The organism is Nostoc sp. (genome assembly GCF_036917675.1).
GTDB lineage: Bacteria > Cyanobacteriota > Cyanobacteriia > Cyanobacteriales > Nostocaceae > Nostoc.
Genome location: NZ_JBALCT010000031.1, coordinates 1 through 17,143, shown reverse-complemented (window position 1 = coordinate 17,143; position 17,143 = coordinate 1). Strand labels below are relative to the sequence as shown.

Annotated in this window: 8 protein-coding genes and 1 pseudogene; 7 read left to right on the top strand and 2 right to left on the bottom strand. The window is 39.6% G+C overall.

The features are described from left to right. Window positions 1-23 precede the first annotated feature (23 nt). Together V7K31_RS10505 and V7K31_RS10500 are read left to right on the top strand one after the other, a co-directional pair. On the top strand, window positions 24-9,290 hold the full coding sequence (locus tag V7K31_RS10505; RefSeq protein ID WP_335094233.1) for an amino acid adenylation domain-containing protein: 9,267 nt from the start codon (window positions 24-26) through the stop codon (window positions 9,288-9,290). Window positions 9,291-9,944: 654 nt separating this feature from the next. Then, entirely contained in the window at window positions 9,945-10,799 is an 855-nt protein-coding gene (locus V7K31_RS10500; RefSeq protein ID WP_335094231.1) for a phytanoyl-CoA dioxygenase family protein, read from the top strand. A gap of 113 nt (window positions 10,800-10,912) precedes the next feature. Here the strand turns inward: V7K31_RS10500 and V7K31_RS10495 are convergent, their stop codons facing one another. After that, window positions 10,913-11,122 carry a hypothetical protein gene (locus V7K31_RS10495; RefSeq protein WP_335094230.1) on the bottom strand — a complete coding sequence of 70 codons (210 nt, stop codon included), beginning with the start codon at window positions 11,120-11,122 and terminating at the stop codon, window positions 10,913-10,915. A 221-nt stretch (window positions 11,123-11,343) separates the two neighbouring features. Between V7K31_RS10495 and V7K31_RS10490 the strand changes: the two genes are divergently transcribed. The 5 genes and pseudogenes from V7K31_RS10490 to V7K31_RS10470 all read left to right on the top strand — a co-directional run bounded on the left by V7K31_RS10490 (window position 11,344) and on the right by V7K31_RS10470 (window position 16,322). After that, a complete protein-coding gene (locus V7K31_RS10490; protein WP_335094229.1) occupies window positions 11,344-12,060 on the top strand; it encodes a biliverdin-producing heme oxygenase in 717 nt (238 codons plus the stop codon). Between the two features lie 111 nt (window positions 12,061-12,171). Then, window positions 12,172-13,554 carry an oxygen-independent coproporphyrinogen III oxidase gene (gene hemN, locus V7K31_RS10485; protein WP_335094228.1) on the top strand — a complete coding sequence of 461 codons (1,383 nt, stop codon included), beginning with the start codon at window positions 12,172-12,174 and terminating at the stop codon, window positions 13,552-13,554. Window positions 13,555-14,228: 674 nt separating this feature from the next. Next, a pseudogene (locus tag V7K31_RS10480) lies at window positions 14,229-14,529 on the top strand (GlsB/YeaQ/YmgE family stress response membrane protein). A gap of 164 nt (window positions 14,530-14,693) precedes the next feature. Next, a complete protein-coding gene (locus tag V7K31_RS10475) occupies window positions 14,694-15,386 on the top strand; it encodes a manganese catalase family protein (RefSeq protein WP_335094226.1) in 693 nt (230 codons plus the stop codon). 657 nt (window positions 15,387-16,043) lie between these two features. Beyond that, the gene (locus V7K31_RS10470) at window positions 16,044-16,322 is read left to right on the top strand and encodes a hypothetical protein (protein ID WP_335094224.1); all 279 of its coding nucleotides are present in this window, start codon (window positions 16,044-16,046) and stop codon (window positions 16,320-16,322) included. An 80-nt stretch (window positions 16,323-16,402) separates the two neighbouring features. On the opposite strand, the gene psaK is transcribed toward V7K31_RS10470, so the two are convergent. Continuing rightward, a complete protein-coding gene (psaK, locus tag V7K31_RS10465; protein WP_335094222.1) occupies window positions 16,403-16,663 on the bottom strand; it encodes a photosystem I reaction center subunit PsaK in 261 nt (86 codons plus the stop codon). Window positions 16,664-17,143: the final 480 nt, after the last annotated feature.

The following is a 17,143-nucleotide window of genomic DNA, read 5'->3' as shown; positions in this document are numbered from 1 at the left end:
AACTTTATTCTAAAGTAATCATTATGATTAATAATTCTCCAAATATAAATGTTTCTCATATCTCATTTTCTGAAGTATTCATGGCTTTAGTAACAGGAACTATACTAGATGAGCATTTTGAACCTTCAAGGATTGAAAAAATATCACGATTAACAATTACACAGAGAGATTTATATCTGGATAATATCCTCCATCCAGATAGTACTGTTTTTACTTTAGGAATTTCTGTAAATTTATCACACAATCTAGACAGATTTATTTGGGAACAGGCAATAAAAATAGTATGTCAAAAAAATGATACTACTAAAACTCGGTTTGTTTTTTATAAGGGCGAACCTTTTCAGTTTGTAGATCACAATACTGATGTTAATTTTGAATTTATCGATCTAGTAATTAATCATATTGATTTCACTAGTTTGCAGCAAGTTATCGAAGAAAAGATTAAAATCAAATTAGAATTGCAAAAAGGTAATCTATTTAAAAATGTTTTAGTTAAAGATAAACAGGGTAACTATACAGCTATTCTAGGTGCGCCTCATATCCTTTTTGATGGATATTCTGGGAAAGTTTTCTTTGAAAGGGTTGGAAAAGTCTACCAAGATTTAAAAATAGGCAATAATCCTCAACAGTTTGAGGGTAATTCTTTTCATGATTTTATTGACGAGTATGTGACTCGATTTGATACTCCAGAGATTCAGCAGTATTGGCTAGAAACGTTAAGTAACGTTATTCCGATTACGCCTTATATCAAAATCGAAACAGAAAACAAGACTAAATCAAGAAAAGTACAAATTGCGGGAAATGAGCTAGCACAAATTAGAAAATATTGTCAATTAAATAAATGTAGTGTTCCGACATTTTTTCGGGCTGTTTATGGCATTTATTTAAGTAAATATTTCCAAGTACCAGCAGATTTTGTATTTTACGATATTATTGGAAAAAGAGATGAGCAGTTGCTTAATATTTTAGGTTGTATTTACCAATTAGTTCCGATTGTTATACCTCAAAAAAATATTGATAATCAATCTAGGATAATTGATTATCTTTTATACATAAAAAATTATCGTAAGAATTTAGGTGCTCTCCAAAATATTTCAGTTCTTTTACAAAGAAAATATTTAAAAGATGAACAGTTAAAGTTCTTCTATAATTTTTATAATTTTAGTATTCTGAATATTCCTTTTTCTGAAGACTATTCTAGATTAACTGTCCACAATTCTTTTGCCGAAAATGAAGTTCATTTTGTCATTAACGACTATAATGATAATTTAGAAATAGAGCTATTTTATAATCAAAAATATTTTACTGAGATAAATTCTTTAGAGAGATTGCTATTTATAGCAAATCAAGTTATTCAAGGATGTGAGTATTTTGATCAACTGAATATATTGCTAGAAACTGAGCAGAAAGAATTAGTAGAAACTTGGAATGATACTAGTAGAGATTACCCATTAGATAAATGCGTTCATCAACTGTTTGAAGCGCAGGCGGAGCGATCGCCACATGCGATCGCGGTAGTCTTTAAAGAGGCACAGAAGCACGAACAATCTTCACTTACTTACCGAGAGCTAAATCAGCACGCCAACCAGTTAGCACACTACCTACGTTCAGCAAAGCTGTCGCGTAGCGAATCGCTAGGTGTGAAACCAGATATGCCAATAGGAATCTGTGTAGAAAGAACGCTGGAGATGGCGATCGCAGTTTTGGCAGTTCTCAAAGCTGGTGCGGCTTATGTACCAATGGATTCAGCGTATCCTAAAGAACGCCTAGCCTTTATGCTTGAGGATACTCAAGTATCAGTATTACTCACTCAACAACAACTATTAACAGAGCTTCCTGAAACCAAAGCCCAGATTATCAGTTTAGATACCGACTGGGACAAGATAGGCCAATACAGTCAGGAAAATCTCTCTAGTGAAGTAACAGCAGAGAATTTAGCCTATATCATCTACACTTCTGGTTCTACAGGCATACCGAAAGGCATCTGTTTAGCTCACCGTCCTTTAGTGAATTTACTGCAATGGCACTTAAACTCACTATTAACAGGTGTGCGTACCCTGCAATTTGCCTCTTTGAGCTTTGATGCCAGCTTTCATGAGATGTTTGCTAGTTGGTCTTCAGGTGGAACTTTGTTTCTCATTTCAGAAAACTTGCGTCGGGACACTACAGCTTTAGCTCGCTTTATTCAGAGTGAAAAGATTGAAAAAGTTATCCTGCCTGTTGTCGTACTACAGCAAATGGCAGAAATGGCTGTATCTCAGTTGGAATTATTTACTAGCTTAAGAGAAGTTACCACCACAGGTGAGCAACTGCAAATCACCCCAGCCATTGTCAAATTATTCAAATTGCTGCCACACTGCTCGTTTCATAATCACTACGGGCCATCAGAAACCCATGTGGTAACGGCTTTGACATTAGATCAGAATCCTGATTCCTGGGCAACTTATCCATCTATAGGTCGTCCCATAGCTAACACCCAAATCTACATACTTAATGCAGAGTTAAAGCCAGTTCCGATCGGTGTTTCGGGAGAGCTTTATATTGGTGGCGATAGTTTAGCTAGCGGTTATCTTAATCGACCCGATCTGACTAGTGAACGCTTTATTCTCAATCCCTTTAACAAGTCAAAATGGAATCGCTTGTATAAAACAGGTGACTTAGCTTGCTACTTACCGAATGGGAATATTGAATACCTGGGTCGGATAGACCAGCAGGTGAAGATTCGCGGCTTCCGCATTGAGCTAGGGGAAATCGAAGCAATGCTATTGCAGCATCCTGACGTGCGCGAAGCCGTAGTTATAGCACGCGAGGATCTGCCTGGGGACAAGCACTTAGTTGGTTATATTGTTTCTAGCTTGATTCCAGAACGAGTACCTTATGAAAGTGTTTGTCGAGTAGAAACTGATGACAACCGGATAGTAGAACTGCGAACAAAGGATATCTCCATTGGTGGCGTCTGCTTGGTAGGAGTGCCATTTAGTTGGGCTAGAGGTAAGGGCGTCCGTCTTTGTCTACGGTTGCCAGTGACATCGGAAGAACTATGGTTAAACGGCAGCGTTGCTTGGAATCAAGGGAAGCGGGCTGGTATTAGGTTGACTCTAACGCCTACCGAAAAAAACCTGTTTCACCAAAGCATAGAGCATATCTTAGAAACCCAACATCTATGGAAGATTTTGCAGCGCACAGTCAGCGGCAATCTCCGTAAATTTCTCCAGGGGAAGTTGCCAGATTATATGGTGCCTTCCAGCTTTGTAATGTTAAATGCATTGCCACTAACACCTAATGGGAAAGTAGATCGTCGCTCCCTACCAGCACTCGATCGCACTGGACGGAATCTGGAGCAAGATTTTGTCTCACCTCGTACCAGCGTTGAGGAAGTACTAGCAAAAATTTGGGTGGAAGTTTTGCGATTGGAGCAGATTAGTGTCTACGATAACTTTTTTGAGATTGGGGGACACTCACTGCTAGGGACTCAGGTAATCTCTCGGATTCGAGATACCTATCAATTAGATTTACCATTGCGGCGTTTATTCGATGCACCTACTGTTGCCAGCTTGGGTGAAAGTATCGAGACAGAACTAAAGCAAAATTCCGAATGGCAGACTTGGGCGATCTCACCAATAACGCGCAATAAAAACTTGCCCCTTTCCTTTGGCCAGCAGCGATTATGGTTTCTGGAACAGTTATTGCCTGACAGTCCCTTTTACAATTTTCCCCAAACTTTTCGCCTGTTTGGTCAGGTAAATCTGAGAGCTTTAGAGCAAAGCCTCAACGAAATTGTTCGGCGGCACGAAGTTTTACGCACCACTTTTGGTTTATCAAATGGGCAGCCTGTACAAATTATTGCTCCGGCTTTGAGTGTACCTATACATCTGGTAGATTTGCGATCGCCAAGTGTCTCTTTCAGAGAATCGCTGTCTGAATCACAAAAAGATACAGAAATTCAAAGGTTGATGATTCAAGAGTTTCAGCAGCCCTTTAATATCAACCGTGGTCCACTATTGCGAGCAACTTTATTGCAGTTAGATGCAGAGGAATATCTACTGCTTTTGAGCATTCACCACATTGTTTTTGATGGTTGGTCTGTCAGCGTGTTGTTTCGAGAACTGACATTGCTGTATCAGGCTTTCGCCAATGGTTTACCTTCTCCCCTCGCTGAACTTCCCATTCAGTATGCAGACTTTGCTGTATGGCAACGGCAATGGTTGCAAGGAAAAGTCATCTCAGAGCAACTAGTTTATTGGAAGCAGCAGTTAGCAGATTTACCCATTTTGGAGTTACCTAGCAATCGCCCCCGTCCAGCAATCCAAACTTATCGCGGGGCGCGTCAACCTCTAGCACTCTCCAAATCTCTCAGCGAGGCACTAACTCGGTTCAGCCAGCAGGAGGGAGTTACTTTATATATGACGCTCTTAGCAGCATTCCAAACACTGCTATTTTGCTATACGAATAGCGAAGATATCTTAGTAGGTTCGCTAATTGCCAACCGTCACCACCAACAAATTGAGAATTTAATTGGATTCTTTGTTAACACCTTAGTACTACGCAGCGATTTTTCTGGCTCTCCTAGTTTCCGCCAGTTGCTCAAGCAAGTAAGAGAAGTTACCTTAGAAGCTTACGCTCATCAAGACATCCCCTTTGAAAAGCTGGTGGAGGAACTAGAACCAGAGCGGGATTTGAGCCGCCATCCCCTGTTCCAAATCTGCTTTGCGCTGCAAAATGTACCCATGCGAGCTCTGGAACTTTCTGGTCTAAGCATCAACCATCGCTTGGAGTACAATGGTACAGCCAAGTTCGATCTATTCTTAGAATTATTTGAAACGCCAGATGGGATTAGTGGTTGGTTTGAATATAGCACCGACCTATTTGATGCTGCTACCATCTCTGGCATCGGAGAACATTTTCAGACTTTAGTTGCTGGTATTGTGGCTAATCCAAATCAGAAAGTTGCAGATTTATCTCTTTTAACACCTGTTGAGCGCCAACAATTGTTAGTGGAATGGAATCAAACTCAAGCAGATTACCCGCAGCAAAGTTGCATTCATCAACTATTTGAAGCGCAAGTAGAGCGATCGCCTGACTCTGTAGTAGCAATGTTTGCAGATCAGCAAATAACTTACCGCGAGTTAAATGCTAGAGCCAATCAATTAGCCCGCCATTTACAAACTTTAGGTGTCAGGCCAGATGTATTAGTAGGGATTTGTGTAGAGCGATCGCTAGAGATGATCGTAGCTCTATTAGCAATTCTCAAAGCTGGTGGGGCTTATATACCTCTAGATCCAGCCTATCCACAACAGCGTTTATCCCTGATGCTGTCAGACTCTCAGGTATCAGTGCTATTAACCCAACAACATTTATTGGTGCAACTGCGATTCCATCAAGCGCATATTGTCTGTTTGGATAGAGACTGGCAGGATATTGCTACACAAAGCCAAGATAACCTTGATATTAGTATTAATCCTGACAACTTAGCTTATGTAATCTACACCTCCGGTTCCACTGGCAAACCCAAAGGTGTCCAAATAATGCACTGCTCTGTAGTGAATTTCCTCCACTTCATGGGTCAGCACTTAGAACTGACAGAGCAAGACATACTTCTTTCCGTCACTACTTTATCCTTTGACATTGCAGTACTAGAAATTTTCCTACCCATTACTCTCGGTGCCCGTGTCGTTATGATCAGTCGGGAAGAGACTATGGACGGCACAGAGTTAATCGCAAAGTTAACGAATTCCGGTGCTACCGTTATGCAAGCTACCCCAGCCACTTGGCAACTGCTTCTAGAAGCAGGTTGGCAGGGCAGTAAACATCTGAAAATACTCTGCGGTGGGGAAGCTTTACCAAGAAAATTAGCTCAACAGTTGCAACAGCGATGTGCTACTTTATGGAACCTTTATGGCCCCACTGAAACTACCATCTGGTCAGCAACATATAAAGTTATATCTGAGGACGGACAAGTTCTGATTGGTCGGCCTATAGCCAATACTCAGTTCTATATACTCGACTCTCAGTTACAACCTGTGCCTGTGGGTGTGCCAGGAGAACTCTACATTGGTGGCGCTGGTTTAGCACGCGGTTATCTCAATCGCCCCGATCTTACAGATGCTCAGTTCATTCTCAATCCCTTTAAGGAGGTAGAAGGCAATAACGATCTTCGCCTTTATAAAACAGGGGACTTAGTTCGCTATCTCCCAGATGGCAATATCGAGTATCTCAGTCGTATCGATCACCAAGTGAAGATTCGCGGCTTTCGGATTGAGTTAGGAGAGGTTGAAGCCTTGTTGATGCAACATCCGTCAGTCAAGACAGGTGTTGTCATAGATCGCGAAGATGTACCCGGACAAAAGCGTTTAGTAGCTTATGTGGTGGAAAATCAACAAGATGACAATGGCCAAGAGTTATTAGCAGATTGGCAAACCGAACACCTTTCCCAGTGGCAAACACTCTACGATCAAACCTACAAGCAAACTACTGAGGAACAGAACCGAGTATTTAATACTATTGGTTGGAACAGTAGTTATACAGGTATGCCCATCCCTGCAAAGGAGATGCACGAATGGGTAGACCACACTGTTGAACGCATTCTTTCTCTGCAACCCAGCCAAGTACTAGAAATTGGTTGCGGTACAGGTCTGTTGCTATGCAGAATTATTTCCCATTGTAGTCAGTATTGGGGTACTGACTTTGCACCTGAAGCCCTGCGACAAATCCAACAGTTACAAATGTCCGGTCAAGATTGGCCACAACTGACTTTGTTGCAAAGACCAGCTGATAATTTTGAAGACATTCAGACAGATGCTTTTAATACGGTAATTATCAACTCGGTAGTTCAGTATTTTCCCAGCATTGATTATCTGGTGCAAGTTTTGGCAGGAGCTGTCAATGCTGTGAAGCCTGGTGGTTTTATCTTTGTCGGAGATGTGCGTAGCCTGCCGTTACTAGAGGCTTATCACGCTTCTGTAGCATTGTATCAAGCATCATCCGCACTTTCCACACTACAGTTACAAGAGCGCGTTCAACAACGCCTTAACCAAGAGGAGGAATTGGTAATTCACCCAGGCTTTTTTACGGCATTGCAACAGCATTTACCCAAGATTAGACAAGTACAAATTCAAGTCAAGGGTGGTCGGCATCACAATGAACTCACAAAGTTTCGCTATGATGTGATTCTGCATATAGGCACTAGTACTGATAACACTGTAGATATTCCTTGGTTGGATTGGCAACAACAAGAGCTAACGCTGTCATCTGTTCGTCACCTGCTATTAGCAACTCAGCCAGAAATTCTCTTAATTAGAAACGTACCTAATGCTAGGGTAATTAAGGAAGTCTTGACTGTAGAATTGCTAAACAACCCAGATGGCCCTAAGACAGTAGGCGAACTGCGATCGCATCTAGAGCAACTTCCCCAGACTGGGATTGATCCTGAAGAACTGTGGAATTTGAGCCAGGATTTACCTTATTTGATCGATATCATTTGGTCAGACTCTAGTGTGCTTAACTGTTACGAGGTAGTTTTCAGACATTGCCAAAGGGGAAGAGTAGATGTATTCTCAGAGGCGATCGCTTCTCAAGATACAGTTCACACTAAGCCTTGGAATTACTATGCCAATCAACCGTTACAGGGTAAGTTTACCCGCAAGCTGGCTTTAGAACTCCGTCACTTTCTCGAACAAAAGCTACCAGAATATATGGTGCCTAGAGCTTTCGTGTCCCTAGAGAAATTACCACTGACACCCAATGGCAAGTTAGACCGTCGCGCACTACCTGCACCAGATAAAGTCAGGTCTACCCTGGAAGTAGCCTTAATTACGCCTCGTACTCCCACTGAAGAACAAATGGTCAGTATTTGGGCTAAAGTACTCCGTATTGATCATGTGGGCATTCAAGATAATTTCTTTGAACTTGGCGGTAATTCTCTGCTAGCAGCGCAGTTAATGATGTCTGTACGAGAAACTTTCCAAGTAGAACTGCCCGTAAGATGTATTTTTGAGCAGCAGACTATAGAAGGACTCAGCCAAATTGTTGACAAAGTACGTAAAGAAGGAACTGCTAGTCTCAATACTGTTGTTAATCTCAAAGCTGAAGCTGTACTCGATTCAAACATCTATCCTCAAGGAGTGCTTGCTAACAATATCAGTCAGCCAGGGCATATTTTCTTAACAGGAGCGACAGGCTTTTTAGGTGCTTTCTTAATCCATGAATTGCTACAGCAAACTCAGGCGAAAATATATTGCCTTGTGCGTGCTAATAACGAAAGTGAAGGTTTCAAAAGACTACAACAAACCTTAGAAAAATATTTAATATGGGACGCAAGCCAAAGTTCAAGAATCATCCCCATACCAGGAGATTTAGCTTTGCCTCGTCTTGGACTTTCTCTAGAGCAATTTCAGAAGTTAGCAGAGCAGATTGATGTGATTTATCATAGTGGCGCTCAAGTCAACTTTGCTAAACCATATTCTGTAATTAAGGCCGCAAATGTTCTTGGTACTCAAGAAGTTCTCAGATTAGCGTGTCAGCATCAACTCAAGCCAGTACACTATATCTCAACAATTGCCGTTTTTGGCACAATAGCTTGTTTCACTGGAGTGAATGCCCTTGATGAGGACGATGATATTGATAATAGTGAAACTTATCTTTATCAGGATATTGGTTATACCCAAAGTAAATGGGTAGCTGAAAAACTTATTTGGATTGCTAAATCTAGAGGTATCCCTGTAACAGTTATTAGATCGGGATTTTTAATGGGGAATTCGCATACTGGCGTAACTAATACAGATGACTACATATCGAGATTAATCAAAGGTTGTATTCAAGTAGGTAGTTTTCCAGATTTAGTCAATCAAAAACAAGATTTAATTACTGTTGATTATGCCAGTAAAGCTATTGTTCAAATATCTCGGAGGAAAGAATCTTTAGGAAAGGCATTTCATCTAGTTCCTTTAGCATCGGAAAATATTGATTTAACTAGATTATTTGATTTGATATCGACTTGTGGATACCAACTTAAAAAAGTGCCTTATGATCAATGGACAAATGATTTAATCAATCAAGCTAGATCCTCTCAGAAAAATTCTTTATTTCCTCTCATACCCATGTTAACTGAAAAAGTCCATCAAGGAATGACTGCATGGCAACTATATCAAAACACTCCTGATTTAGACTCTCGCAATACACTTGAAGCAATTGCTGATACTTCCATTTACAGTCCATCAATGGATACTGAATTAATCAGTAAATATTTAGCTTATTTCCAAAGTAGTGGATTTTTAAATATAGAATTTGTATAGCAATACCTTCGCTTTCTTTAGGAGTATCGGTATAGAGCAAACCTAGATAAGACACGCTTATTTTTGCCTGATGGGAAAAAACTGAGCCAATAAAATCCTGTATGGTCTTTGTATCAAGAATTTATACTGTCTTCTCCTTCTGAACTAGGGTTTTACCTTTTGCCTAATAATCTTTGTATGTGCTTGTCTTGGGCTATTTCGGCAAAAGCTAGACTACCTCTATTTTTGGCGAAGGTATTGATATATAGGAATCATATTTGATTTCTGAAAAAATCTCGGTATTCTTGTAGTAGACCCTCTTGGCTAAAATGCTGCAAAAAAATTGTAGGTTGGGTGGAGCCTTTGCGTAACCCAACATCCTGATATATGTTGGGTTGCGCTCCGCTCCACCCAACCTACGTCTAATACACTATTTTAGCCTAGAGAGTCCACTACGCGCATTTCAAAAATAAAATACTAGTCCTATAGTAGACATATTTGTTGAGGAATTTAGCTAGGTAGAACTCCTTAAGACTTAAAACAGTTATGAATGTTTTGAAAGTTTTTGAGTAGTTTAACCGATCAAAAACCATTAAACATTTAAGTATTCCTGGCAATGCTCCCTAACCTTTAAAAGAGTTAGATTTTAATTGTTCATAGATCAAAGGGTTGAATATGTACCTAACAGAAGAACAATTATTAATCTATAAAAATCAAGGATTTATTTTATTATCTGAATATTTCTCCGGCACTGAAGTCGAAATTATGAAAGCAGAATTATCTGCTTTATCTACAGAAAACTCACCAAAAAAAATCCTTGAAAAAGATGGTAAGACTGTACGCTCACTTCACGCTTCGCATACTAAAAATGATGTTTTTAATTGCCTAACACGACATCCGTTCATTGTTGAGCCTGCTATGCAAATAGTTGGCAATCAAGTATATATATATCAATTCAAAGTAAATCTTAAAGCAGCATTTACTGGTGATATTTGGAAATGGCATCAAGACTATATCTATTGGCGCAAGGAGGACGGAATGCCAAGACCACAAGTAGTCAATGCCATGTGTTTGTTAGATGATATGAACGAATTTAATGGGCCGCTATTTGTTATCCCTGGTTCCCACAAAGAAGAGATGATTGATATTACGGCAGATAATCCTAGAGTGGCAAACACAAATTCTAATAGTTCTGGTGATAGCCCTGCATGGATATCAAATTTTAGTGCTAATTTGAAGTATTCTCTCAGCCAGAAATTAGTTGCTGATTTAGTATCAAAGTATGGAATTAATTTGATAAAAGCTGCTGCTGGTTCTGTATTGTTTTTTGATAGTAATATAGTACATGCTTCATCAAATAATATCTCCCCATTTGGGCGTTCTACAGTGATTATTACTTATAATAGTATTGAAAATATTCCTTTACCAGTTCAAAATCCCCGACCAGATTTTCTTGTGAGTAAAGATTATCGACCAGTCACTCCTCTAGCACCTAATGCGTTATCCCAGTTTTCTCGCGTCAAGCTTTAAAATATACCTTGTTTGACAGCAAGCGCTATTTCATCCCAATTGTTTGTGTAGCGTTTTCTTTTTATTGGCATTGCCGACGATACAAACAAAGCTGTTGGGTAGTCTTAGCAATTCTACCAATTTTTGAGAGTAACGATAACAGCCAAAGCGTCACCGAACGGACTGTCGTAGACATCGCTCTCCCCATTCAAAGGAGGATGCATAGCGATCGCAGGAGTGATGAAGTCAGTATCGGGTAAAATATTGGGAATTATTAGAGGATGAGGAGCAAGAATTAACGGCAAGATAGAAATTCTGTATTCAGACTCCAGCTCGTCAAACAATAAATAAATATTAATAACTTAATAGTTATGCAAGTATTAATAGTTAAATAATCTTAGGATAAATAAAAATAGCTGGGATTTGCATCGGCAGTGGTACTTGCTGGATAGAGTGATGCAGATCCTCTCTAAACCTAGAATAATAATTTTTTAGCTGTCCCTGGCAGGCATCCTGAGTCGATGACTGCCCAGAAACCTTGCGCTTGAACATGAAGGAAGCAACAATGAGTAGCAATCTAGCCATCAAACTGCGCTCTGGAACTCAACAAGCCCACACATCAGCAGAAAATGTGGGATTCATGAAATGTTTTCTGAAAGGGGTTGTGGATAGAGACTGCTTCGCCAAGTTCTTAAGCAACTTGTATTACGTTTACAGCGAACTAGAAGCAGCATTAGAGAGCCATGTAGACCATCCTGTGATTAGTGCGGTTTACTTCCCCGAACTTAATCGCCAATCCTCGCTCGAAAAAGACATGGTGTTCTATTATGGGGATAATTGGCGAGAGCAAGTTACACCCTCATTCGCTACCCAAAAGTACATTGACCGGATTCGGGAAATTTCTGCTAGTGAACCAGTCTTATTGCTAGGTCATGCCTACACTCGCTACATGGGCGATCTTTCAGGGGGTCAAATGCTACAAAAAGTTGCTCAGTCAGCCCTAAAGCTTTCTGGCTATGAAGGCACATCCTTTTACAATTTTGAGCAAATTCCTGATAAAAAGGCATTTAAGGATAAGTATCGTCAGGCATTAAATGCATTATCCATTGATGATATAACAGCAGAACGGATTGTTGCCGAAGCTAATAATGCCTTTGGGTTCAATTTACAGATGGCTCAGGAGTTAGAGGGAAGTTTAATTAAAGCACTCGGTCAAGTTGTGTTTAATAGCCTGACTCGTTCCCAGAATTCAGGTAGTACTGAAGTAGCTGCGGCTAATTAATTTAGTCATTAGTCATTGAGCATTGAACATTAGGCGTTAAGCATTGGTTATTTCCCCCTTACTCCCTTGCTCTCCCCTCATCCCCTCATACATTTATTGGAAAGCAACTCAATGGTTTTTCTATTACCATCTGTCAAGTTTGATCTCGATCTGATCCAAAAGTACGACACTCGCGCACCCAGATACACCAGTTACCCACCCGCTACAGAGTTAAGCGAAACATTCACTGAAACTGATTTTAAGACCGCGATCGCAGCATCGAATCAACGCCAAACTCCTATGAGTTTATATTTCCACATCCCTTTTTGCCAAAGTGCTTGCTACTTCTGCGGTTGTAACACCGTAATTTCTAACAATAAGAATATTGCTAAACCTTACCTGGAGTCTTTGGTTCAAGACATCAAAAACACCGCAGCTTTAATCGATCCAGATAGAAAAGTGCTGCAAATCCACTGGGGAGGTGGTACTCCTAATTACTTGGATCTTGAGCAAGTAGAATTTTTATGGAAAAACATCAATCGCTATTTCAACATCGCTCCAGAAGCAGAAATCTCAATTGAGATTAATCCCCGCTATATCGATAAAAACTACATTTTCTTTCTGAGACAGATTGGGTTTAACCGCATTAGTTTTGGTATTCAGGATTTTAATCGTCAAGTTCAAGTAGCTGTAAATCGTGTCCAGCCTGAAGAAATGCTATTTGATGTCATGAGTTGGGTCAAAGAAGCTAAGTTTGAAAGTGTGAATGTAGACCTAATTTATGGTTTACCCTATCAAACCCGCGAGACATTTCGGGAGACGGTGAAAAAGACAATTGAATTAGATCCTGATCGAATTGTTGTCTTTAACTTTGCCTATGTGCCGTGGCTCAAACCGACGCAAAAAAATATTCCTCAAGAGGCACTACCCCCAGCAGAGGAAAAGTTAGAGATTCTGAAAATGACCATTGAAGAATTGACGAATAACCAATATCTATTTATTGGGATGGATCATTTTGCTAAAACTAATGATGAATTAGCGATCGCTCAACGCAATGGCACTCTCAAACGCAATTTCCAGGGCTACACTACCCACGCCCAGACAGAACTCTTTGGTTTTGGTGCTACATCTATCAGTATGCTAGAAGATGCTTATGCTCAAAACCACAAGGAATTAAAGGATTATTATCAGACACTTGCAGTCGGTACTTTACCTGTTAGTAAAGGTATTAAGCTGACTCAGAATGACATCATCAGACGGGATGTGATTATGGGCATTATGTCTCACTTTCAGCTTCATAAGCAAGACATTGAAAACAAATATCATATCAGCTTTGATGAATATTTCTCTGAGGAACTAGAGGCGTTAAAACCGCTAGAAGCTGATGGTTTGGTTAGTTTATCAAAAAATCAGATCCAGATTACAGACATCGGTAGATTACTAGTCAGAAATATTGCCGTCATATTTGATACTCACACAAGAACGCGAGAGACAAAATTCTCCCGCACCATTTGATACCACTTTCGCAAATAGTTACTAGATATTATCCCCTCAATCTACCTTGAAATACGGTTGAGGGGATTTAAATAATTACGAATTACGTTAGCGAGTATTCGTACTCCTGCAAAGAAGCAAACTACGTGCAGCCGAATTACCAATTACTTTAACGCGTCTCCAAAAAGTTAGATAATATTTTACATCTTAAGATAGATATAAAAAAACATACCATATATTAATCAGGGCAAACGCATCTAAATTAGTCTTGACAAAAACCTTTGTTAATGTATCAACGAAAGAATCAGATTTATCGTTTAATTTATTTTTCAAGGGTCAAAGCGATGCCTGGATTGGGCTACGCCAACGCCTAAAATCTTGTCAATAAGCAAGCATTAATGCGATTATTTTGGGCTTTATTGAGATTAAGAGATTCTTCTTGACAAGACGCGTTTGCCCTGATACATTGATGAATTTATTAGTATCTAGTTCTTCTCAACTTATGTATCAATAATTCCTGATTTCTCTGGCAAAACTTTCATTTACCATTTTTATACTAGAAATGCCAATTCTCATCCAAATATTTATATAAAGTTTTTTGTCTAACTTTTGGATTTAGCATTTATCCCATATGGTAGAAAGAATTTTAAATCAGAGTTGATAACTTAGATACAAGTGAGGTTGTTGAGGGAGTTATGAGTATTATCGCTTGGGTAGTTTTAGGACTTTTGGCAGGTGCGATGCCTAGGTTGGGCTTACGCCTACGCTAAAGCTAATTATCCTGGCTATCAAGGTGGTGGCATTCTCTCCACAATGATTTTGGGTATCATTGGTGCTTTCGTTGGTGGAACTCTGTTTACCTTACTACGAACAGGAACTCTGCAAATTACTGCGGCTGGCGCTGGTTTAACTCTTCCTGGTATTTTAGTGGCTGTGCTTGGCGCAATTGTTGCTATTTATCTATGGGGATTAATCAGAAGAAGCAACAATGCCTAATCGCTGAATGGCAGTTATTAATACTGACATCACTACTCTATTTTCTGAGTCTTCTAGTTCACCAGTTTGAGAAGCTATCAAACATGAAATTAGCTCTATCTGGAAAAATACTAGCAGACAAGCCGATCCTTTGCGTAACACAAAATTTTTGGAAGTGTAAATCTATGTTTTTTCACAAGAAAGAGCCAATTCATGCAGTTAACGTTAATGAACCAAATCCTCGTTTTGCTCAGTTACTTCTAGAGCAGTTTGGCGGAGCTACTGGAGAACTTAGTGCAGCTTTGCAATATTGGGTTCAATCATTCCATGTCGAAAATGCTGGAATTAAAGATATGCTCCAAGATATTGCGATCGAGGAATTCGGCCATTTAGAAATGGTTGGTAAACTCATTGAAGCTCATACCAAAAATGTGGATCAAACAGAGGCTTATAAGAGTACTCTCTTTGCAGTTCGAGGGGCTGGTCCTCATTTTCTAGATAGCCAGGGTAGTGCTTGGACTGCAACTTACTTGAATGAGGGTGGAGATGTAGTGCGTGATTTAAGAGCTAACGTTGCAGCAGAAGCTGGCGCTCGTCAGACTTACGAAGCATTGATTAAGTTGGCAACTGACAAAGGAACTCAAGAGACTTTAGTGCATCTGTTAACACGAGAAATTTCTCATACCCAGATGTTTATGAAAGCTCTAGATTCACTGGGTAAGTTGACAGATCCATTCTTTGGTAATATTAAGCCAGATGAAACTGTTGCTCTCTACTACAATCTATCTACAAACGGAGATGGTAAAGATGAGCGTGGTCCTTGGAATTCTGAACCAACATTCAAATACATTGCTAATCCGCTAGAAAGCCACTCTTAATTCCATAGATTGATTTAAAGCAAAGAGATTTTTGGCAGATTCTTGAAAACTCCCAATCATCCGGTGGGCAAACAGCCTACATTCTTTAGCAATTGTTGGGCTGTTTAGCTACATCTCGTGAACGAAAAGATTCCCGACTTATTAGAAAAGTCGGGAATTTCGCCTAAGTATTTGGGTGTTATACTCAATGGAAAATAGCTATAGCTATAAATAGCCACACTGAAAAATTCAGAGCGATCGCTCTTCAATATCTACGCCGATATTTCTGAATTCAAAAATTACAGGACTTACGCAAAAAAGTTCTGAAGTAGGGGTAATTCATGAATTACCCCTACGACAAATCAGGTTTTTGAGACATTCGTTAAGAGTTAGGCATACACAGCTTAAGTTGTCGCCGCCATAGTCAGTAATTAAAGCCCCATCTGGGGCTTTTGGTATTGGAGTAGATTTTTAAACCTCACCCCCAACCCCTCTCCAAAGCATCGGAGAGGGGAGTGTTTGCTGTCTTCAAATACGGGGTGAGGTTACGACTTGCACCCAAGCAAGAACTGCTATATACGCACTTAATTCAAGTATAATTACAGACGCATTGTATAAGTGCTGTTGCTATAAATGAGATGTTTAACAAAATCTCAAAAATAAGTTTTTTGTACATTTATGAAATTAATCCAGATCCTAAAAGTAGCTGTAATTCCTGTTTTGACTGTATTTAGCTTTCTATCTACATCAAATACAGCACTAGCTGACTACTTAACAAGTCAGGGTTCAGGAGGTCAATACCGTTATGAATTATGGTCTACCGATGATAACAAGGATTACTACTTGAAAATTTGGTCAAATCATCAAGGAAGTACAGAAAGTGACTCATACTCAACTATACATTTCACATCTACTAAAGAAGCTCTAAGTTATTTTGATTCTCTAGAGAGGCGATAAAAAAGAGCCAGAGAACTAACTTTCTGGCTCAAAGTTGGAGACAAAAGAATCATCAAATAAAGGCTAACTTGGGTAAGAGCCTAAATTCTTCCCAGGTTATGCAACCCTAAGACAGCGCCCACTCCTAAGATATGACCAAAGGCGGCACTTGCTAAAAAGGCTGGTAAACCAAAATTACCTAAGAAATTGGCTAAGGGTAGTTTTGGTTCTGCGTTGGGATACTTGATGGTAGATTTGCCAAAGGCAATGGCAATGATATTGGCAATAATGATAATCAGTCCAACTGTCGGACTCCATTGCAGAGGTGTAGTTGCAGCAGCGAGTAAGGTTGAAGTAAACACCTGATTTGCTCCTGAAATTTATTAATGTATTGAAAATATAATCTGAAACTTTCCGAAGCAAATTCCAGAAAGTACCTAATTTTGCATCAATATTTAACACTTATTCTTACTACTTAATACAACGTCAGTTCAACGCGGTGAGTTAACTGTGGTAACTGCTTTGAACTTAAATCTACAAACCAAGCGGGTTTTTAGTTTTAAATTATACCTTAACTCCAACTGTAAGGAATAAGAGTTAAATAACATACATAAATAATATCCGATTTATGTCCCTGGCTTACCTCACCCTCAATCCCTCTCCTTATAAAGGAGAGGGAGGCTAGAGACAGGATGAAATTTTGCATTTTACCACGTTCCTAACTTCGTCGAATTCACGTCAATGCATCTATAGAACCCATTTGATATCTTTTTTAGGTAGCAGCTAGTCTTTTGAGCATCAATCTGATAAAACAAAGCTTGAGCTTGGCATTGGCACGAGCC

What these genes read in the sequence shown, in the direction of transcription:
- V7K31_RS10505 (WP_335094233.1), top strand. Translation starts at nt 24, where the DNA reads ATGATTAATAATTCTCCAAATATAAATGTTTCTCATATCTCATTTTCT.
- V7K31_RS10500 (WP_335094231.1), top strand. Translation starts at nt 9,945, where the DNA reads ATGTACCTAACAGAAGAACAATTATTAATCTATAAAAATCAAGGATTT.
- V7K31_RS10490 (WP_335094229.1), top strand. Translation starts at nt 11,344, where the DNA reads ATGAGTAGCAATCTAGCCATCAAACTGCGCTCTGGAACTCAACAAGCC.
- hemN (WP_335094228.1), top strand. Translation starts at nt 12,172, where the DNA reads ATGGTTTTTCTATTACCATCTGTCAAGTTTGATCTCGATCTGATCCAA.
- V7K31_RS10475 (WP_335094226.1), top strand. Translation starts at nt 14,694, where the DNA reads ATGTTTTTTCACAAGAAAGAGCCAATTCATGCAGTTAACGTTAATGAA.
- V7K31_RS10470 (WP_335094224.1), top strand. Translation starts at nt 16,044, where the DNA reads ATGAAATTAATCCAGATCCTAAAAGTAGCTGTAATTCCTGTTTTGACT.